This is a genomic window from Enterobacter sp. MG-EB028 (genome assembly GCF_056673305.1).
Genome location: NZ_CP195079.1, coordinates 2,728,243 through 2,747,664 on the forward strand (window position 1 = coordinate 2,728,243; position 19,422 = coordinate 2,747,664).

The window sequence follows — 19,422 nt, forward strand, 5'->3', positions numbered from 1 at the left end:
CCCGGCAGCAAACCAGCGCTTTTACCTGGCGTTTTTATTTGCCAGATGAATCCTGATGCGTACACTCATAACAATACGCTTTCAAAAGGATTTTTTTAACTATGACAACCTTCTACACCGTGGTGAGTTGGCTGGTCATTCTGGGATACTGGCTGTTAATCGCGGGTGTGACGTTACGCATCCTGATGAAGCGCAGAGCCGTACCCTCTGCCATGGCCTGGCTTCTGATCATTTATATCCTCCCACTGGTGGGAATTATTGCCTATCTCTCTTTCGGTGAGCTTCATTTGGGTAAACGCCGGGCCGAGCGGGCGCGTGCCATGTGGCCTTCCACTGCGAAGTGGCTTAACGATCTCAAAGCCTGCAAGCATATCTTTGCCGAGGAGAACAGCAGCGTCGCCTCCTCGCTGTTTAAGCTCTGCGAGCGCCGCCAGGGGATTGGCGGCGTGAAGGGCAATCAGCTCCAGCTACTGACGTCGTCCGATGATGTCATGCAGGCATTGATTCGCGATATTCAGCTGGCTCGCCATAATATTGAGATGGTGTTTTATATCTGGCAGCCCGGCGGCATGGCTGACCAGGTCGCTGAATCCCTGATGGCGGCCGCGCGCCGGGGGATCCACTGCCGTCTGATGCTGGACTCCGCGGGCAGCGTGGCATTTTTCCGTAGCCCCTGGGCGGGCATGATGCGTAACGCCGGTATCGAGGTGGTTGAGGCGCTGAAGGTTAATCTCCTGCGCGTGTTTCTGCGCCGGATGGACCTTCGCCAGCACCGTAAAATGGTCATGATAGATAACTATATTGCCTACACAGGCAGTATGAACATGGTTGACCCGCGCTTCTTTAAACAGGATTCCGGCGTCGGGCAATGGGTGGATCTGATGGCGCGAATGGAGGGGCCGATTGCCACCTCGATGGGCATCGTGTACTCCTGCGACTGGGAGATAGAGACCGGCAAGCGTATCCTGCCGCCGCCGCCGGATGGCAATATCATGCCGTTTGAAGAGGCCAGCGGCCATACAATTCATACCATCGCCTCCGGACCAGGCTTCCCGGAGGACTTGATTCATCAGGCGCTGCTGACGGCAACCTACTCCGCGCGTGAATATCTGATCATGACGACGCCCTACTTTGTCCCCAGCGATGACCTGCTGCACGCGATTTGTACCGCAGCGCAGCGCGGTGTCGATGTGAGTATCATTCTGCCGCGCAAAAATGACTCCCTTCTGGTGGGCTGGGCCAGCCGTGCCTTCTTTAGCGAACTGTTGGCTGCCGGGGTGAAAATTTATCAGTTTGAAGGCGGGCTATTGCACACCAAGAGCGTGCTGGTTGACGGCGAGTTAAGCCTGGTGGGCACGGTTAACCTTGATATGCGCAGCCTGTGGCTAAACTTTGAAATCACCCTGGTGATTGATGACGCCGGCTTTGGCGGTGACCTGGCGGCGGTTCAGGATGACTATATCTCCCGCTCGCGGCTGCTGGATGCCAGGCTCTGGGTAAAACGTCCGCTATGGCAGCGAATAGCTGAACGACTGTTTTACTTCTTTAGTCCGTTGCTGTAAAACGTGCCCAACGATGTTAAACAGGTAGTCATCATGGAAATGGATCTGAACAATCGCCTGACCGAAGACGAAACGCTCGAGCAGGCCTATGACATTTTTCTCGAACTGGCGGTTGATAACCTCGATCCCGCAGACGTGATCCTCTTTAATCTGCAGTTCGAAGAGCGCGGCGGTGCCGAATTATTCGACCCTTCAGAGGACTGGGCCGAACATGTGGATTTCGACCTGAATCCTGACTTCTTTGCCGAAGTGGTAATTGGGCTGGCTGATGAAGACGGAGGGGAAATTAACGACATCTTCGCCCGCGTCCTGCTGTGTCGCGAGAAAGACCACAAGCTGTGCCATATACTCTGGCGCGAATAATAAAAAAGGCTGCGATGGCAGCCTTTTTTATTTAATCCGGTAACGCACTTCCGCAGCGGTTGCAAAACCGCGCGCTATGTTCATGATCGGCCTGGTGGCAGTTCGGACATTTGCGCCGCTGTTTATGGTTCTGAAACGCACTGCTCATGTGCGTGGTGATAAGCCCCGTCGGGATGGCAATAACCGAGTACCCAATCAGAATCAGCACGGATGCCACTATCCGCCCCAGCGGCGTATGGGGCGTGATATCGCCATACCCCACGGTCGTAACGGTCACTATCGCCCAGTAGACGGACGCATTGAGCGTCGCGAAGCCATATTTCGGCCCTTCTATCAAATACATCAGCGCGCCGAAAACAATCATGACGATGGCAATAAACGAATAGAAAAGAATAAGCTGGTGTCGTGCGCTGACGATCGCGCTCCAGAATACCCGCAGCGACGGCATAAAGCGCAGCAATTTCAGGATACGTAATACCCGAATAACACGCATCGCTCGCCAGGCGAAAACATAGTTGAGGCTGATCTCCGGCCACAACCACATCACATAGAGCGGCAGGATAGTGGCTAAATCAATAAAGCCCCAGAAGCTGAAGACGTATTTCGCCGGATTGGACCAGCAAATTACCCGCAAAATATACTCAGCGGTAAAAACCAGGGTGATGATCAGCTCCAGCCAGACAAAGGCATGCCATTCCTCAAATGTCAGGTGATACTGCGTACCAACACCCGATTCAATAAATATGACCACTACGCTGAGTAGCGCAAAGAGCGCGCAGAGACCTTCAAAACGGCGTCCCGATACCGTTTCAGGATCGAATAAAAGATGATAGAGCCGACGACGGGCTGAGGTGAATAAACGCGACACGATAACCTCGCAAAAAATAAGGGCTGACATCATGTCAGCCCTTACGATTATAACGGGTCTACTTTCAGGCAGGAAACCGCATGTCGGAAACTGCCTTCCAGAACCGGTCGCGTTTTCGCACATTCCGGCCCCGCCATCGGGCATCGCGTGCGGAACACGCAGCCCGACGGCGGGTTAATTGGCGACGGCAATTCCCCTTCCAGAAGCTGAATCGTTTTATTCTTTTCCAGATCGGGGTCGGGGATCGGCACCGCCGACATCAGCGCTCTGGTGTAAGGGTGCAGCGGGTTGTGGTACACCTCATCGTAGGTACCTAACTCCACGGCATGGCCGAGATACATCACCAGCACGCGGTCTGAGATGTGTTTTACCACCGCCAGGTCGTGCGCGATAAAGATCAGCGACAGCCCCATTTCGCGTTGCAGCTTCTGAAGCAGGTTCACCACCTGCGCCTGAATAGACACATCCAGCGCGGAAACCGGCTCATCACAGATTATCAGCTTAGGTTCGAGGATCAGCGCACGGGCAATACCAATACGCTGGCACTGGCCGCCGGAGAATTCGTGCGGATAACGGTTGATGAGGTTAGGCAACAGGCCGACTTTCAGCATCATCGCCTTCACGCGGTCGCGCACTTCCTGACGCGACATCTTAGGATGATAGGTGCGCAGCGGCTCGGCGATAATCTCACCGATGGTCATGCGCGGGTTTAATGACGCCAGCGGATCCTGGAAAATCATCTGGATATCGCTGCGCACGTCGCGCCACTCGTCGGGCTTCATGCCCAGCAGATCTTTACCCAGCCAGGCTACTTTGCCGCCGGTGGCTTTCACCAGTCCGATAATCGCACGCGCAAAGGTGGATTTACCGCAGCCAGACTCTCCCACCACACCCAGGGTCTCCCCTTCGTACAGGCGCAGCGTGACGCCATCCACCGCTTTCAGGGTCTTCGGAGGCTGCCAGAACCACTGCTTGCCGTCTTTGATGTCGAAATGCACCTTAAGGTCAGCGATTTCGAGAAGCACGTTGCGTTTTTCATCTACTGCGTTCATACCAGCTCCTCCTGCGGCTTAAAGCAGGCGCGCAGACGGCCTGGGGCAAATTCTTCCAGCGGCGGCGCGCTGTTGCAGATTTCCATTGCGTGCGGGCAGCGCGGCTGGAATGGACAGCCTTTCGGCAGACGCAGCAGGTTTGGCGGGTTGCCAGGAATGGTGAGCAGGGATTCCCCTTCCGCATCAAGACGCGGCACCGCGTTCAGCAGGCCAATGGAGTAAGGATGGGCAGGCTGATAGAACACGTCACGCGCTTTGCCGTATTCCATGGTGCGCCCGGCATACATCACCAGCACTTTGTCACAGATACCTGCCACGACACCGAGATCGTGGGTGATCATGATAATCGCCGTGTTGAACTCACGCTTAAGCTCGTTCAACAGGGTCATGATTTGCGCCTGAACGGTCACGTCCAGCGCGGTAGTCGGTTCATCGGCAATCAGCAGCTTCGGCCGACACAGCAACGCCATCGCAATCATCACGCGCTGACGCATACCGCCGGAAAACTCGTGCGGGAACATGCGCATGCGCTTGCGCGCTTCCGGCATTTTCACCGCATCCAGCATTTTCACGGATTCCTCAAAGGCTTCCGCTTTGCCCAGGCCTTTGTGCAGCATCAGAACTTCCATAAGCTGCTCGCCGACGCGCATATACGGGTTCAGCGAAGTCATCGGATCCTGGAAAATCATTGAGATCTGCTCGGCGCGAAGCTTGTTCAGCTCGTGCTCCGGTAAGTTGAGGATTTCACGGCCGTTGAATTTTGCCGAACCGCCAATCACGCCGTTCGCGGCCAGCAGGCCCATCAGCGCAAAGGCGGTCTGGGATTTTCCGGAACCGGATTCCCCCACGATCCCCAGCGTTTCACCTTTGCTCAGGTTAAAGTTGAGATCGTTGACTGCGGTCACATCCCCGTCCGGCGTTTTAAAGGTCACGCGGAGGTCTTTCACATCCAGCAGAAGGTTGCTCTGCTGTTGCGCCTGAGGCACGGTGGCCGTTTCAATTATTGTCATGACGGCGCTCCTTAACGGTCTTTCGGGTCGAGGGCATCACGCAGGCCATCGCCGATAAAGTTAAAACAAAACAGGGTGACGACCAGGAAACCCGCCGGATAAAGCAACAGCCACGGTGAAACTTCCATCGAGTTTGCGCCGTCGCTCAGCAGCGCGCCCCAGCTGCTCAGTGGCTCCTGCGTACCCAGCCCCAGGAAGCTGAGGAAGGATTCAAACAGGATCATGCTTGGCACCAGCAGTGATGCATAGACCACCACCACGCCCAGCACGTTAGGCACGATATGACGAACCACGATATTACTGGTTGATACGCCCCCTACCTGCGCCGCTTCGATAAACTCTTTGCGTTTGAGGCTCAGCGTCTGGCCGCGCACGATACGCGCCATATCCAGCCAGGAAACCATCCCGATAGCCACGAAAATCAACAGGATGTTCTGGCCAAAGAAGGTCACCAGCAAAATCACGAAGAACATAAACGGGAAGGAGTTCAGGATTTCCAGCAAACGCATCATCACTGAGTCTACTTTGCCGCCAAGGTAGCCGGAGAGCGCACCGTAAAGCGTCCCCACAATCACCGCCACCAGCGCAGCGGCGATACCGACCATCAGGGAAATACGACCACCAATCGCCACGCGCACCAGCAAATCACGGCCGGATGAATCGGTACCAAAATAGTGGCCAGACTCCATATCCGGCGCGCTGGACATCATGCCCCAGTCCGTATCGAAATAGGTAAATTGCGACAGCATAGGTGCCAGGGTCACAAAAAGCGCGATGATCACCAGAACCACCAGGCTGGCGACCGCGGCACGGTTGTGCATAAAGCGACGGCGCGCGTCCTGCCAGAGGCTACGACCTTCTACTTCCAGTTTTTCACTGAAGTTTTCCAGCACCTCGCTGTTTTTCTTACTCAACATCATGGCGTGCTCCAGCGTTAGTAACGGATTTTCGGGTCGATAACGGCATACAGCACATCGACAACGGCGTTAAAGAGAATGGTCAGCGCGCCCACGAGGATCGTGAGGCTCAGAACGAGCGAGTAGTCACGGTTAAGCGCCCCGTTAACGAACAGCTGACCAATGCCCGGCAGGCCATAGATCGTTTCGATAACCATTGAACCCGTAATGATGCCGACGAATGCCGGTCCCATATAGGAAAGCACTGGCAGCAGCGCCGGCTTGAGCGCGTGGCGGAAGATGATCCGGCGCATCGGCAGCCCTTTCGCGCGTGCGGTACGGATGAAGTTTGAGTGCAGCACTTCGATCATAGAACCACGGGTGATACGCGCAATACTGGCGATGTATGCCAGCGATAATGCCACCATCGGTAAAATCATGAACTTCAATGCCCCGCCGTTCCAGCCGCCCCCGGGCAGCCATTTCAGCGTGATGGCAAATATCATCACCAGCAATGGCGCGACAACGAAACTGGGTATCACTACCCCGGTCATTGCCACCCCCATTACGGCATAATCCCATTTGGTATTTTGTCTGAGCGCGGCGATAACGCCTGCGGTGACCCCGAGAACGACGGCCAGAATGAATGCTGCAGCACCCAGTTTTGCCGACACCGGGAAGCTGGAGGCCACCAGGTCGTTAACGGAATAGTCTTTATATTTAAATGACGGTCCAAAATCACCGTGCGCCAGCTGCTTCAGATAGTTGAAGTATTGGGTGGTGATGGGATCGTTTAAGTGATACTTCGCCTCGATGTTCGCCATAACTTCCGGCGGCAGCGTGCGTTCACCGGTAAATGGACTCCCCGGCGCGAGACGCATCATAAAGAAGGAAATCGTAATTAGAATAAATAACGTTGGTATCGCTTCTAAACAGCGACGCAGGATAAATTTCAACATTGCCCGTACCTTCTGGCGTGTGCCTGATGAATGTTACAAAGTAGACACAGTGGGGCAAGCCAGGCTCGCCCCACGTATTGCCATTAATGCTTGATAATATAGAGATTCTTAACGGAAATATTATCCAACGGGTCTTTACCGGTATAACCCCCTACCCACGGTTTCACCAGACGGGCGTTAACGTAGTAGTAAACCGGTACAATTGCAGAGTCTTTATCGAGCTGCTCTTCTGATTTCGCGTACAGCTCTGCGCGCTGCGCATCGTCAGACACTTTCAGCGTTTCGGCGATGATCTTGTCGAACGCCGGGCTCTTATAGTGCGCCGTGTTGTTGGAACTGTCGCTGAGCATGGTGTTCAGGAATGAGGTCGGTTCGTTATAGTCCGCACACCAGCCCGCACGCGCCACGTCGAAGGTCCCCTGATGACGCGTATCGAGGAAGGTTTTCCACTCCTGGTTTTCCAGCTTAACGTTCACGCCCAGGTTTTTCTTCCAGATAGACGCGACCGCAATCGCCAGTTTCTTATGCAGATCTGATGTGTTGTACAGCAGGTTAAACGTCAGCGGTTTATCTGCGGTGTATCCTGCTTCAGCCAGCAGTTTTTTCGCCTCTTCGTTTCGTTTTTCCTGTGACCACTTGAACCACTCAGGCTCAACCAGCTTCATCCCATCGGTATACGGAGGCGTGTAGCTGTACGCTGGCAGATCGCCCTGGTTTTTCACTTTGTTCACGATAATATCGCGATCCAGTGCCAGCTTCAGCGCAGTACGAACGCGCACGTCGGTGAACGGTGCTTTCTGGTTGTTGATTTCGTAGTAATAGGTGCACAGATACGGATCGACGTGAACTTCTTTCGGGATCTCTTTCTTCAGCTTCTGGAACAGTTCAATCGGCATGTTGTTATAGGTCATGTCGATTTCGCCGCTGCGGTAGCGGTTAACGTCGGTCACTTCGGAAGAGATTGGCAGGTAGGTGACCTGATTAATCACGGTCTTCGCGTTGTCCCAGTATTGCGGGTTACGCTCCAGTACCATACGTTCGTTGACCACCCAGTCTTTGAGCTTATAGGCACCGTTGGTCACGATATTGGCAGGCTGTGTCCATTTTTCACCAAATTTTTCGACAGCGGATTTTGGTACAGGCGATACGGACGGGTGAACCAGCAGCTTATAGAAGTACGGAACAGGTTCACTCAACGTCACTTCAAAGGTATTAGCATCGATCGCCTTCACGCCCAGGTCGGTGACCGGCTTTTTACCAGCGATGATGTCATCGATATTGGCGATGTGGCCATACTGCAGATAGCTCGCATACGGAGAAGCGGTGTTTGGATTCGCCAGACGCTGCCAGCTATACACGAAATCTTCGGCGGTAACCGGTGTACCGTCGGACCATTTGGCATCTTTACGCAGATGGAAGGTCCAGACTTTGAAATCTTTGTTTTCCCACTTTTCTGCCACACCCGGTGCCGGGTGGCCGTCTACGTCAGTCACCAGCAGGCCTTCGAACAGGTCGCGGTTAACGTTCGACTCAGGAACGCCTTCAATTTTGTGCGGGTCGAGAGATTGCACTTCCGCACCATTGTTACGAACCAGCGTCTGTTTCTCCGCCAGTTGAACACCTGCCGGAACGTCCGCAGCCATTGCAGCGTTGCCCGCGATTAGCGCAGTTAAAATCCCCGCCGCTACCAGATTTTTTTTTGTGATGATGGACATTGTGTTGGTACTCCACTCATTATAATTACTGGCTTTCGCCAGCTGTTTAATCCCCTGTTGGGGCCTGTACAGCGCAGGAGTTTTTTTTGCTGCTGTCAGGTTCTTTTTTTACTTCTTGCTATCACCGACTTTTTTATTACTGACCGCTCGTATGGCCGTCTTGCGTCGATTCTTGCCAGGCCTCCCCTGTTTGAGACCTGTGCCGGATATCTGAGAAGAGGACTATATGAAAATAATTCTCATCTGGTTGTTTTATGCTGCAAAATATTAGGCCGGAAAGTATCAAATGGCGTAAACACGCGCCAATACATTTTGCAAATTTGTTAAGCAATTCTCTTTTACGGTGAGTGCCGTATCTTTGGTGGCGGCCCTGCCAGACGTTGAACATTAAGAAAAACCAATAACATTCAAAATGATAGAGAAAGCTTTCTCTACAAGCGCGTCGCTGCGCTATCGTCGCGTGATTTTGTACAAAAATTTAACAACTGGTTATTATTTAGCACATTCATCTACATGAATGTTGAAATTACTAATATCATTTCGGTTATCACTCAGCAAGCCCCAGACTATCGTGTGAGTAAAATAACAGAGCGTTCGAAGATTTTCTGCGCAGGCGGACTGGAGGGGAATTCATAACTCTATGAAATACAAGCAATGAACATTATTAGTAGAATTTATTATGATATGTGAGCATTTCAACTTTATTTATATGATTTGCTGATAATTACATAAAAAAATCGGCGCCGCAGCGCCGTTCTTTCATATGAAATATCAATGCAACAAGCCGGGGAAAATGCTTTTAATACCCGTTACAATGAACTCGATCCCGAGTGCCATCAACAGCAGCCCCATGATACGCGTAATAACGTTAATGCCCGTCTGCCCCAGCAAGCGCACCAGCCACGGCGCCATGCGGAATACACCCCAGCAACAGAGCGCGAAAACGGCAATTGCGACAGAAAAGCCAATCAGGTGCATGAGGCTATGGTAACGCGTACCCCAGACAATCGTCGAACTGATGGCACCCGGCCCGGCCATCAGGGGTAACGCCAGCGGAACCACGCCGATACTTTCGCGAATGGCGGTTTCTGACTTTTCCTGCTTGTTCTGCTTATCCTCACCCAGCTTACCGCTGATCATGGACATGGCAATGGTCACCACCAGGATCCCGCCCGCAATGCGGAAGGAGTCAATCGAGATGCCAAAGATCTGGAGAATGGCATCTCCCAGGAAAAGCGAGGTGAGCAAAATGATCGCCACAGACAGGTTAGCGGTGAGATTGGTTTTGTTCCGGGCCGCCGCCGTCTGGTAACTGGTCATACTAATGAAGACAGGAATGATCCCCACCGGGTTGACCAGGGCAAACAAACCAATAAAAAATTTGAAATACGTAGGAAAATCAAAGAGCGATTGGATCACGTTTTGCTCCGCTTTTGCGCATGCCCGGGACTGGTACGTTGTCATGAAAAATCGCGCTGAAGATACGCTTTTTATTAGCATACTTCACCAGAAATCTGTGCCAAAACGTTAGCATTTCAGAATGTTAAACATATGTTGAGACAATGATAGCGCCACTTCAAATAGTTACTTAATTAATTAACAGTGGAAATATATCCATTAAATAACCCTGCTGAAAGGTATCAGCTTAGTGGAAAATTGACGCAGATCATGATTTCCGTACTCAGAAGTGAGTAATCTTGATTACGCCCCTAGGGAGGTCACCTGGCAAAAAGGGATGATGCTAAGGTAAGGCTCTTTTAGTAAATTAGTGTACTGGAGCATAAAGTAACCCTTTGTTTTACTTTATGTAACGCAAGTCGTATTGGCACTGTCTATACTGTCTGACGTATCGAGCGCTGGTTTACTAAAAGAGTTTAAACATTATCAGGAGAGCATTATGGCTGTTACTAATATCGCTGAACTGAACGCCCTCGTCGAGCGCGTTAAAAAAGCCCAGCGTGAATATGCCAATTTCACCCAAGAACAGGTTGATAAAATCTTCCGCGCGGCCGCTCTGGCTGCTGCAGATGCTCGAATCCCTCTCGCTAAAATGGCCGTTGCCGAATCTGGCATGGGTATCGTTGAAGATAAAGTGATCAAAAACCACTTTGCTTCTGAGTATATCTACAACGCCTATAAAGATGAGAAAACCTGTGGCGTTCTGTCTGAAGACGACACCTTCGGGACGATCACCATCGCCGAACCTATCGGTATCATTTGCGGTATTGTTCCAACCACTAACCCAACTTCAACGGCTATCTTCAAATCACTGATCAGCCTGAAGACCCGTAACGCAATCATCTTCTCTCCGCATCCACGTGCAAAAGACGCGACAAATAAAGCAGCAGACATCGTTCTGCAGGCTGCAATTGCCGCTGGCGCGCCAAAAGATCTGATTGGCTGGATCGACCAACCTTCTGTTGAGCTGTCCAACGCGCTGATGCATCACCCGGACATTAACCTGATTCTGGCGACCGGTGGTCCTGGCATGGTTAAAGCGGCATATAGCTCCGGTAAACCAGCTATCGGTGTGGGTGCAGGTAACACCCCAGTTGTTATCGATGAAACCGCTGACATCAAACGTGCTGTGGCATCTGTTCTGATGTCTAAAACCTTCGATAACGGCGTTATCTGTGCATCTGAACAGTCTGTTGTTGTTGTCGATTCCGTGTACGACGCAGTACGTGAGCGTTTCGCCAGCCACGGCGGCTACCTGCTGCAGGGTAAAGAGCTGAAAGCAGTTCAGGACATTATCCTGAAAAATGGCGCGCTCAACGCCGCTATCGTGGGTCAGCCAGCCTATAAGATCGCTGAACTCGCAGGCTTTACCGTTCCGGCAACCACCAAAATCCTGATCGGTGAAGTTAAAGTTGTCGACGAAAGCGAGCCGTTTGCTCACGAAAAACTGTCTCCAACGCTTGCTATGTACCGTGCGAAAGATTTCGAAGACGCGGTAGAGAAAGCCGAGAAGCTGGTTGCCATGGGCGGTATCGGTCATACCTCATGTCTGTACACTGACCAGGATAACCAGCCAGAGCGTGTTGCCCACTTCGGTCAGATGATGAAAACAGCCCGTATCCTGATTAACACCCCTGCTTCTCAGGGTGGTATTGGCGACCTGTATAACTTTAAACTCGCACCTTCCCTGACTCTGGGTTGTGGTTCCTGGGGTGGTAACTCCATCTCTGAAAACGTTGGTCCAAAACACCTGATCAACAAGAAAACCGTTGCTAAGCGAGCTGAAAACATGTTGTGGCACAAACTTCCGAAATCTATCTACTTCCGCCGTGGCTCTCTGCCAATCGCGCTGGATGAAGTGATTACTGATGGCCACAAACGTGCGCTCATCGTGACTGACCGTTTCCTGTTCAACAACGGCTACGCTGACCAGATCACCTCTGTACTGAAAGCGGCTGGCGTCGAAACTGAAGTGTTCTTCGAAGTTGAAGCTGACCCGACCCTGAGCGTTGTCCGCAAAGGTGCTGAGCTGGCGAATTCATTCAAACCAGATGTGATTATCGCACTGGGTGGTGGTTCCCCAATGGACGCCGCGAAAATCATGTGGGTTATGTACGAGCATCCGGAAACCCACTTCGAAGAACTGGCGCTGCGCTTTATGGACATCCGTAAACGTATCTACAAGTTCCCGAAAATGGGCGTGAAAGCGAAAATGATCGCCGTCACTACCACTTCCGGTACCGGTTCAGAAGTGACACCATTTGCGGTGGTAACGGATGACGCAACAGGTCAGAAATATCCACTGGCTGACTACGCGCTGACCCCAGATATGGCTATCGTTGATGCCAACCTGGTTATGGAGATGCCGAAATCTCTGTGTGCATTCGGTGGTCTGGATGCGGTCACTCACGCCCTGGAAGCCTACGTTTCTGTACTGGCGTCTGAGTTCTCTGACGGTCAGGCTCTGCAGGCTCTGAAACTGCTGAAAGAAAACCTGCCAGCATCCTACAACGAAGGTTCTAAAAACCCTGTAGCACGTGAACGTGTCCACAGTGCAGCAACCATCGCTGGTATCGCGTTTGCGAACGCCTTCCTGGGTGTTTGCCACTCTATGGCGCACAAGCTGGGTTCACAGTTCCACATTCCTCACGGTCTGGCGAACGCCCTGTTGATCAGCAACGTTATCCGTTATAACGCTAACGACAACCCAACCAAGCAGACTGCTTTCAGCCAGTACGACCGTCCGCAAGCGCGTCGTCGTTATGCTGAAATCGCTGACCACCTTGGTCTGAGCGCACCGGGCGACCGTACTGCTGCGAAGATTGAGAAACTGCTGGCATGGCTGGAAAGCCTGAAAGCTGAACTGGGTATTCCTAAATCTATCCGTGAAGCAGGCGTTCAGGAAGCTGACTTCCTCGCTCACGTAGACAAGCTGTCTGAAGATGCCTTCGATGACCAGTGTACTGGTGCTAACCCGCGCTACCCACTGATCTCCGAGCTGAAACAGATCCTGCTGGATACCTACTATGGTCGTGAGTTCAAGGAAGGTGACGTTGCTGCTGTGAAAACAGAAGCTCCGGTCATTAAAGCTGACAAGAAAGCGAAGAAAAGTGCTTAACTGACAGCCTGATGAAAAAACCCGCCTTCGTGGCGGGTTTTTTTATGTCTGAACAACAGCAGATATTATTTTCTGTTGTCGTGCTGGATCGCCGTGAGCGAGCCTACGGACAATGCTTCCTTATAATGCTTACGACAGACCGACACATAGCGTTCATTGCCGCCAATCACCACCTGCTCACCGTCCGCATAAGGTTTTCCGGCCTGGTCGAGACGAAGCACCATGCTGGCCTTGCGTCCGCAGAAGCAGATAGTTTTCAGTTCAACCAGCTTATCTGACCAGGCAAGCAGATACTGGCTTCCGGCAAACAGTTCCCCGCGGAAGTCCGTACGCAATCCGTAGCACAGGACGGGAATATCGAGCTCATCAACCACTTCAGAGAGCGCGTGCACCTGTTCACGCGTCAGGAACTGGCTCTCATCAACCAGAACGCAGTGAATGGGCTCTGACGCATGCGCAGCGCGGATATCCTCCAGCAGGTCAGTTTGCGGGTTAAAAAGCCTGGCTGGCGAAGAGAGGCCTATTCTGGAACTCACCTTCCCTGCACCGAAGCGATCGTCGATTTCAGCAGTATAAACAACGGTACGCATTCCTCGTTCCTGGTAATTGTATGAGGATTGCAGCAGCGCGGTGGATTTACCGGCATTCATTGCCGAATAGTAGAAATAAAGTTGTGCCATTGGCCGTCAAACCCTAATCAATGTGTAATATTCCCGATGATTCATTGTACCATATTTTGTCTGGTCATCAGCGACACGCCGCACAAACGATGCCGTGCTGAAAGGTGTAAAACACCTTCTTTTCGCAAAAATAATCCGTTAAAACAGAGAGTAATGGAGGTCATGCTGATGAATAGGTTATATGGTTAGCCAAACATAACACTTCTTTTTATAGTGGAATCCGCGTTCATTAAAATTCACTATTTATTAACTATTCCTGCCTTAGCGCCGTAGCCTGGAACTAATACAAAAGGCTGATATTTATCCGCCGAAACTATAATTCCTGCGGTAAATGTCACAAAAAAAAGATGCAAGCGACGGGGTTAAGCAGGTTATCGTGATAACAAGCGAGACTGTCGAAGAGGAAATTTAAGTTAGCGTAATTAATAATAGCGGCTTTATTTAGTATTTTTTGAATTCCTTACATTCCTGGCTATTGCACATCTGAATTTATGGCTCTATTATTAGGTCAACAAACCACCCCCCATTATAAGTTTGAGATTACTACAATGAGCGAAGCACTTAAAATTCTGAACAACATCCGTACTCTTCGTGCGCAGGCAAGAGAATGTACCCTTGAAACGCTCGAAGAAATGCTGGAAAAATTAGAAGTTGTAGTTAATGAACGTCGCGAAGAAGAAAGCGCTGCTGCTGCTGAAATCGAAGAGCGTACGCGTAAACTGCAGCAATATCGTGAAATGCTGATTGCTGATGGTATCGATCCAAATGAATTGCTGAACAGCATGGCTGCTGCAAAAACCGGTACCAAAGCAAAACGCGCTGCCCGTCCTGCTAAATATAGCTATGTTGATGAGAACGGCGAAACTAAAACCTGGACCGGCCAGGGCCGTACTCCTGCTGTAATCAAGAAAGCCATGGATGAGCAAGGTAAACAGCTGGATGACTTCCTGATCAAGGATTAATCACGCCGAATTCAGAAAAATCCCGCCTCTGGCGGGATTTTTTTTGCCCGCAATTTATCACAAACATCCTCTTACACTCCGTCATAAAGCGTTATTCGGCTATTTAGTTTTGCTTACAAACAGGCTCGTGATGGCGTTTTATGGGCATAAAAAAACCGGTGGGCAGCGCCACACCGGTTTCAGAGATTTACGCCCGGGTTATTTCTTAATACCCATACTCTCTTTGAGCCAGCCTTTAAATTCTTCACCCAGCGTATTATGGCGAATGCCATATTCAACGAACGCCTGCATATAACCGAGCTTATTACCGCAGTCATGGCTCTTACCTTTCATGTGGTAAGCCTCAACGGTCTCTTTCTCGATCAGCATATCAATGGCATCCGTCAGCTGGATTTCATCCCCTGCTCCTGGAGGCGTTTTCGCCAGCAGAGGCCAGATTTCAGCGCTCAGGACATAGCGACCCACCACCGCCAGATTAGACGGCGCTACGTCGGCTTTAGGCTTCTCTACGACACCAACCATTGGCACGCTTTCGCCAGGCTCAAGGCTCACACCCTTGCAGTCAACAACACCGTAAGCGGTCACATCTTCAACAGGCTCAACCATGATCTGGCTGCAGCCCGTTTCGTCGAAGCGGTGGATCATCTCAGCCAGGTTATCCTGGGAAAGATCGGATTCGTATTCATCCAGAATAACGTCAGGCAGAATAACCGCGACAGGCTCATCACCCACAACCGGGTGTGCGCACATAACCGCGTGGCCCAGACCTTTAGCCAGCCCCTGACGGACCTGCATGATGGTAACGTGCGGAGGGCAAATAGACTGAACTTCTTCTAACAGCTGACGCTTAACGCGTTTTTCCAGCATGGCTTCGAGTTCAAAACTTGTATCGAAGTGGTTTTCGATAGAGTTTTTAGATGAATGCGTAACCAGCACAATTTCAGTGATGCCGGCCGCGATACACTCATTAACGACATACTGGATTAATGGCTTATCAACCAGAGGCAGCATCTCTTTAGGAATCGCCTTAGTTGCTGGTAACATCCTGGTCCCCAATCCCGCTACCGGGATGACGGCCTTTCTGACTTTCGAATTTAGGGCAGCCATTCAAATTCTCCTGAGCTGTTCAAGTTTTGAACTTTTATGCAATAAATAACGCGTTGAGTATATCAGCCTCGCCCCGCAGTCCGGGTCTGAAAAGAACGCGTTGCCGATCAATTAGGACAAATACGCATGAATCTGGGCAGCGATAGTAGCACTCCCGAGAAAACACAGGTAAAGCAATCTTAAAATTAAGATCCAATTGCTTATTCCGTGGACAACATTAAGCGTAGCCTTCCCCCGGCACCCCAAATTTGGCACTGCCAGGAAGAACAGCGATGGCTAATTTGATTGAGATACGCCGTTCCCAGTGTTCCAAGCGGCACACCGTTACTCACCTGAATATGGTGCTCCCCGGTATTCAATGACGCGTTGAGACCTGCTGAAACGAGGATAAGATTCTTTAAACCGCTATGGTAATAACCAACCAGCAGCGGGAACTGTCCGGGTAAATTAGCCTGACGAAAAAGCTGGTTTACCTGTTTGAGTAAACTGCCTAACTCAGGGAGCCGTTGTCCCTGATGTGATAACTGTTCCTGCAATAATCCATTAAAGAGCGCACGAAGTAACAACGCAGCTAATACGCCATTATCCCCTGCCCGGGTTACGTCCAGAGAATAAAATGCGAGGTCAGAATCAGACAGAGGTGCAATATCCAGCACCAGCCCAGGCTGATCGGCCGCCACCAGCTGGCGATAATTTACGCGGCAGTGGGAAATAGTTTGCTGAACGGGAGGCTGAAGCTCTTGCAGCAATTTCGCCGCCGCTGGCGGATTACTCACCAGCGCGTCCCAGTCCTGAAAAAGGCGTTCCTCTTCCTCAACACGGGAATTAAACATATTCGGATAAAGGCACGCTAATACCGTTTCACGTAGCCGGCTCAGATCTTTGACGGGTTTAAGCAGAATATCCTGAACGCCAAGACGTAATGCTTTGGCAATATCCGCCATATTCTCAGTCGCGGAGATCACCAGAATGGGCATCTGGTCACCCTCGTTGCGCAGATGTTCAACCAGTTTCAGCCCATTCATTCGCGGCATCGCGATGTCGCAAATCATCAGATCGGGCGTCATACCGGTCATTTTTTCCAGCGCGTCGACACCATCTTCGGCCAGTAAAGTGTTTGCTCCCAGCGAGGATAACCACGAATCCAGTAGAGATCGGAAAACGGGCTCGTCTTCAACAATCAAAATGTGTTTTCCGGCCAATGGCTGCGTCATGGTTCCTCCCCTGGCTGACAGTTACTAAATAGTGGCATGCTATCGGCACTATCGCCTGTCAGATTTTGCTGAAGTAGTCAAAAAAAGGTGCTTAACGTGCTGTTCGCACAAACGGCAGCAACTCGTCTATTTTCTTTTCGACGGCTAGCGAGCCCGCTGCGATGGCGGCCTCAGCCCGATGGAAATCAAGGGTAGAGATTTGCGGACAGTAAGGCTGAATAAGAATATCCGGTGGATCGCCGGCCATACGGTTACGTTTGAGGCGATTTTCAAGAACCTGAATTGAGGTGGTCATGATTTCCATGGCCGTCGGCGCGGCAACCGATCGCCGTGCGGTCATACGCCCGATTCTTCCGCGCAGGCGCTCATGCCAGGCAAGCTTTTCGACTTCGGCACTTTCGCCCTGGAGATTGACCGGCATAAGGTCTTGCTGCATCAGATGAGCATCGTGCTGCAAATCCACGGCGATGACGATGTCGGCCCCCATGGCACGCGTCAGAGAGATGGGAACCGGGTTCACGACGCCACCATCGACAAGCCAGTAGCCGTTATGGGGCACAGGCGCCATAAGCCCTGGAATACTGCATGAAGCACGCACCGCAAGGTGAATATCCCCTTCGGTCAGCCAGAGTTCACGGCCTGTGCTGAGATTCGTCGCGACGGCGCCAAAAGGCATCCGGCAGTCAGTAAAATCTTCGAGAGGCATCACCCGGCGGAACTGGTTAAAGACGCGTTCACCGCGCAACAGCCCACCGCGCTGCCAGGAGAGATCCATCAGACGTAGCACGTCCCAGTAACTAAAGGAGCGTACCCAGGTTTCGAGTTCAGGGAGTTTGCCGCACGCGTAAGCGGAGCCGACCAGCGATCCTATTGAACATCCTGCAACGATATCAACGTCAACACCCATTTTGTTTAAGGCATTAATCACGCCGATATGAGACCATCCGCGGGCTGCACCTGAGCCCAGCGCCAGTCCAATTTTAACCTTTCTCATTAGCCCTGTTTTACTTCCCCTGGATTCCTGACATAGCGTCAACGCAACTGCTCAGTTAACATAGTGCTACCCGAAGCGTTTTACGCCCTTATTTTTTTCCAGGAAGAGAATCGTGTCTCAACTCTGCCCTTGTGGTAGCGCTCTGGAGTATAGCCTATGTTGCCAGCGATATCTTTCTGGCAATCAGGTTGCACCGGACCCGTCACACCTCATGCGTTCACGGTATACTGCTTTTGTGATCAAAGACGCAGACTACCTGATAAAAACCTGGCACCCGTCCTGCCACGCCGCCGATTTCAGACAGGAGATCGAAACCGGGTTCGCCAACACCCACTGGCTTGGGCTTACCGTGTTTGAATCGTCACCAGGCAGCCACGACGACGAAGGCTTTGTCAGCTTTGTTGCCCGTTTTACCGAGAACGCCAGGCCTGGCGCCATTATCGAGCGTTCCCGGTTCTTAAAGGAAAGCGGGCAATGGTATTATATTGACGGTACGCGCCCACAGTTTGGTCGTAACGATCCCTGCCCTTGTGGTTCAGGAAAAAAATTCAAAAAGTGTTGCGGGCAGTAACGCCTGACAACCCAGACTTCGCAAATACAAACAGGATTTCCCGGCGATGCAATCATTACAACGTAAAGTTCTGCGCACTATCTGTCCCGATCAAAAAGGGCTGATCGCACGAATTACCAACATTTGCTACAAGCATGAACTGAATATCGTGCAGAACAACGAGTTCGTTGACCACCGTACCGGTCGCTTCTTCATGCGCACCGAGCTGGAAGGCATTTTCAACGACACCACCCTGCTGGCCGATCTGGACAGCGCGCTGCCGGAAGGTTCCGTGCGTGAGCTGAATCCAGCGGGCCGTCGTCGCATTGTGATTCTGGTGACAAAAGAGGCTCACTGCCTGGGCGATCTATTGATGAAGGCCAATTACGGCGGTCTGGACGTGGAAATCGCCGCTGTTATCGGTAACCACGAAACCCTGCGCACGCTGGTTGAGCGTTTTGATATTCCGTTTGAGCTGGTGAGCCATGAAGGCCATACACGTGAAGAACACGACAACCTGATGGCTGCTGCCATTGAAGCGCATAACCCGGACTACGTGGTGCTGGCGAAATATATGCGCGTGCTGACGCCTTCCTTCGTGGCGCGTTTCCCGAACAAGATTATCAACATCCACCACTCGTTCCTGCCGGCCTTCATTGGCGCCCGCCCATACCATCAGGCGTACGAGCGAGGCGTGAAGATCATTGGCGCTACCGCACACTACGTGAATGATAATCTGGACGAAGGCCCAATCATCATGCAGGACGTGATTCACGTGGATCACACTTATACCGCGGAAGATATGATGCGCGCCGGACGTGACGTTGAAAAGAACGTACTAAGTCGTGCCCTGTATCAGGTGCTGGCGCAGCGTGTCTTTGTCTACGGTAACAGAACCATCATTCTTTAATCTT

17 protein-coding genes are annotated in these 19,422 nt (G+C 51.6%); 6 read left to right on the forward strand and 11 right to left on the reverse strand.

Going from position 1 to position 19,422, the window contains the following annotated elements:
- The first annotated feature begins 101 nt into the window (after positions 1-101).
- Both cls and ACR42C_RS13020 read left to right on the forward strand, forming a co-directional pair.
- Complete coding sequence (gene cls / locus ACR42C_RS13015; RefSeq protein ID WP_028013424.1) at positions 102-1,562, forward strand: cardiolipin synthase; 1,461 nt, start codon at positions 102-104, stop codon at positions 1,560-1,562.
- Between the two features lie 33 nt (positions 1,563-1,595).
- Positions 1,596-1,925, forward strand: coding sequence for an HI1450 family dsDNA-mimic protein (locus tag ACR42C_RS13020; RefSeq protein WP_006810881.1), 330 nt, complete (start codon positions 1,596-1,598; stop codon positions 1,923-1,925).
- 31 nt (positions 1,926-1,956) lie between these two features.
- Here the strand turns inward: ACR42C_RS13020 and ACR42C_RS13025 are convergent, their stop codons facing one another.
- The 7 genes from ACR42C_RS13025 to ACR42C_RS13055 form a co-directional block, all read right to left on the reverse strand.
- Complete coding sequence (locus tag ACR42C_RS13025; protein ID WP_479984191.1) at positions 1,957-2,826, reverse strand: ion transporter; 870 nt, start codon at positions 2,824-2,826, stop codon at positions 1,957-1,959.
- 14 nt (positions 2,827-2,840) lie between these two features.
- Complete coding sequence (gene oppF, locus ACR42C_RS13030) at positions 2,841-3,845, reverse strand: murein tripeptide/oligopeptide ABC transporter ATP-binding protein OppF (protein WP_116339415.1); 1,005 nt, start codon at positions 3,843-3,845, stop codon at positions 2,841-2,843.
- On the reverse strand, positions 3,842-4,855 hold the full coding sequence (gene oppD, locus ACR42C_RS13035; RefSeq protein WP_479984192.1) for an oligopeptide ABC transporter ATP-binding protein OppD: 1,014 nt from the start codon (positions 4,853-4,855) through the stop codon (positions 3,842-3,844). The genes oppF and oppD overlap by 4 nt, the downstream gene beginning before the upstream one ends.
- A gap of 11 nt (positions 4,856-4,866) precedes the next feature.
- On the reverse strand, positions 4,867-5,775 hold the full coding sequence (oppC, locus tag ACR42C_RS13040; protein WP_116339411.1) for an oligopeptide ABC transporter permease OppC: 909 nt from the start codon (positions 5,773-5,775) through the stop codon (positions 4,867-4,869).
- Positions 5,776-5,789: 14 nt separating this feature from the next.
- Positions 5,790-6,710 carry an oligopeptide ABC transporter permease OppB gene (oppB, locus tag ACR42C_RS13045; RefSeq protein WP_028013429.1) on the reverse strand — a complete coding sequence of 307 codons (921 nt, stop codon included), beginning with the start codon at positions 6,708-6,710 and terminating at the stop codon, positions 5,790-5,792.
- Between the two features lie 83 nt (positions 6,711-6,793).
- Complete coding sequence (gene oppA, locus ACR42C_RS13050) at positions 6,794-8,425, reverse strand: oligopeptide ABC transporter substrate-binding protein OppA (protein ID WP_028013430.1); 1,632 nt, start codon at positions 8,423-8,425, stop codon at positions 6,794-6,796.
- 771 nt (positions 8,426-9,196) lie between these two features.
- Positions 9,197-9,844 carry a YchE family NAAT transporter gene (locus tag ACR42C_RS13055; RefSeq protein WP_316379678.1) on the reverse strand — a complete coding sequence of 216 codons (648 nt, stop codon included), beginning with the start codon at positions 9,842-9,844 and terminating at the stop codon, positions 9,197-9,199.
- Positions 9,845-10,322: 478 nt separating this feature from the next.
- Between ACR42C_RS13055 and adhE the strand changes: the two genes are divergently transcribed.
- Positions 10,323-13,001, forward strand: a complete 2,679-nt coding sequence (gene adhE, locus ACR42C_RS13060) for a bifunctional acetaldehyde-CoA/alcohol dehydrogenase (RefSeq protein ID WP_028013432.1) — start codon at positions 10,323-10,325, stop codon at positions 12,999-13,001.
- A gap of 65 nt (positions 13,002-13,066) precedes the next feature.
- Here the strand turns inward: adhE and tdk are convergent, their stop codons facing one another.
- Positions 13,067-13,681 carry a thymidine kinase gene (gene tdk / locus ACR42C_RS13065; protein ID WP_028013433.1) on the reverse strand — a complete coding sequence of 205 codons (615 nt, stop codon included), beginning with the start codon at positions 13,679-13,681 and terminating at the stop codon, positions 13,067-13,069.
- A 548-nt stretch (positions 13,682-14,229) separates the two neighbouring features.
- On the opposite strand from tdk, the gene hns reads away from it, so the two are divergent.
- On the forward strand, positions 14,230-14,643 hold the full coding sequence (gene hns / locus ACR42C_RS13070; protein ID WP_008502781.1) for a histone-like nucleoid-structuring protein H-NS: 414 nt from the start codon (positions 14,230-14,232) through the stop codon (positions 14,641-14,643).
- Between the two features lie 198 nt (positions 14,644-14,841).
- Here hns and galU read toward each other — a convergent pair whose 3' ends face one another.
- From galU to rssA, 3 genes are all read right to left on the reverse strand, one after another.
- Complete coding sequence (gene galU, locus ACR42C_RS13075; RefSeq protein WP_479984193.1) at positions 14,842-15,750, reverse strand: UTP--glucose-1-phosphate uridylyltransferase GalU; 909 nt, start codon at positions 15,748-15,750, stop codon at positions 14,842-14,844.
- Positions 15,751-15,950: 200 nt separating this feature from the next.
- Entirely contained in the window at positions 15,951-16,964 is a 1,014-nt protein-coding gene (gene rssB, locus ACR42C_RS13080; protein ID WP_116339408.1) for a two-component system response regulator RssB, read from the reverse strand.
- Positions 16,965-17,055: 91 nt separating this feature from the next.
- The gene (gene rssA / locus ACR42C_RS13085) at positions 17,056-17,958 is read right to left on the reverse strand and encodes a patatin-like phospholipase RssA (protein WP_479984194.1); all 903 of its coding nucleotides are present in this window, start codon (positions 17,956-17,958) and stop codon (positions 17,056-17,058) included.
- A 112-nt stretch (positions 17,959-18,070) separates the two neighbouring features.
- On the opposite strand from rssA, the gene ACR42C_RS13090 reads away from it, so the two are divergent.
- Positions 18,071-18,529: a YchJ family protein gene (locus ACR42C_RS13090; RefSeq protein WP_116339404.1), complete on the forward strand. Its 459-nt coding sequence runs from the start codon at positions 18,071-18,073 to the stop codon at positions 18,527-18,529.
- A 46-nt stretch (positions 18,530-18,575) separates the two neighbouring features.
- Positions 18,576-19,418, forward strand: coding sequence for a formyltetrahydrofolate deformylase (gene purU / locus ACR42C_RS13095; protein WP_003856715.1), 843 nt, complete (start codon positions 18,576-18,578; stop codon positions 19,416-19,418).
- Positions 19,419-19,422 lie beyond the last annotated feature (4 nt).

What these genes read in the sequence shown, in the direction of transcription:
- cls (WP_028013424.1), top strand. Translation starts at nt 102, where the DNA reads ATGACAACCTTCTACACCGTGGTGAGTTGGCTGGTCATTCTGGGATAC.
- ACR42C_RS13020 (WP_006810881.1), top strand. Translation starts at nt 1,596, where the DNA reads ATGGAAATGGATCTGAACAATCGCCTGACCGAAGACGAAACGCTCGAG.
- ACR42C_RS13025 (WP_479984191.1), bottom strand. Translation starts at nt 2,826, where the DNA reads ATGATGTCAGCCCTTATTTTTTGCGAGGTTATCGTGTCGCGTTTATTC.
- oppF (WP_116339415.1), bottom strand. Translation starts at nt 3,845, where the DNA reads ATGAACGCAGTAGATGAAAAACGCAACGTGCTTCTCGAAATCGCTGAC.
- oppD (WP_479984192.1), bottom strand. Translation starts at nt 4,855, where the DNA reads ATGACAATAATTGAAACGGCCACCGTGCCTCAGGCGCAACAGCAGAGC.
- oppC (WP_116339411.1), bottom strand. Translation starts at nt 5,775, where the DNA reads ATGATGTTGAGTAAGAAAAACAGCGAGGTGCTGGAAAACTTCAGTGAA.
- oppB (WP_028013429.1), bottom strand. Translation starts at nt 6,710, where the DNA reads ATGTTGAAATTTATCCTGCGTCGCTGTTTAGAAGCGATACCAACGTTA.
- oppA (WP_028013430.1), bottom strand. Translation starts at nt 8,425, where the DNA reads ATGTCCATCATCACAAAAAAAAATCTGGTAGCGGCGGGGATTTTAACT.
- adhE (WP_028013432.1), top strand. Translation starts at nt 10,323, where the DNA reads ATGGCTGTTACTAATATCGCTGAACTGAACGCCCTCGTCGAGCGCGTT.
- tdk (WP_028013433.1), bottom strand. Translation starts at nt 13,681, where the DNA reads ATGGCACAACTTTATTTCTACTATTCGGCAATGAATGCCGGTAAATCC.
- hns (WP_008502781.1), top strand. Translation starts at nt 14,230, where the DNA reads ATGAGCGAAGCACTTAAAATTCTGAACAACATCCGTACTCTTCGTGCG.
- galU (WP_479984193.1), bottom strand. Translation starts at nt 15,750, where the DNA reads ATGGCTGCCCTAAATTCGAAAGTCAGAAAGGCCGTCATCCCGGTAGCG.
- rssB (WP_116339408.1), bottom strand. Translation starts at nt 16,964, where the DNA reads ATGACGCAGCCATTGGCCGGAAAACACATTTTGATTGTTGAAGACGAG.
- rssA (WP_479984194.1), bottom strand. Translation starts at nt 17,958, where the DNA reads ATGAGAAAGGTTAAAATTGGACTGGCGCTGGGCTCAGGTGCAGCCCGC.
- purU (WP_003856715.1), top strand. Translation starts at nt 18,576, where the DNA reads ATGCAATCATTACAACGTAAAGTTCTGCGCACTATCTGTCCCGATCAA.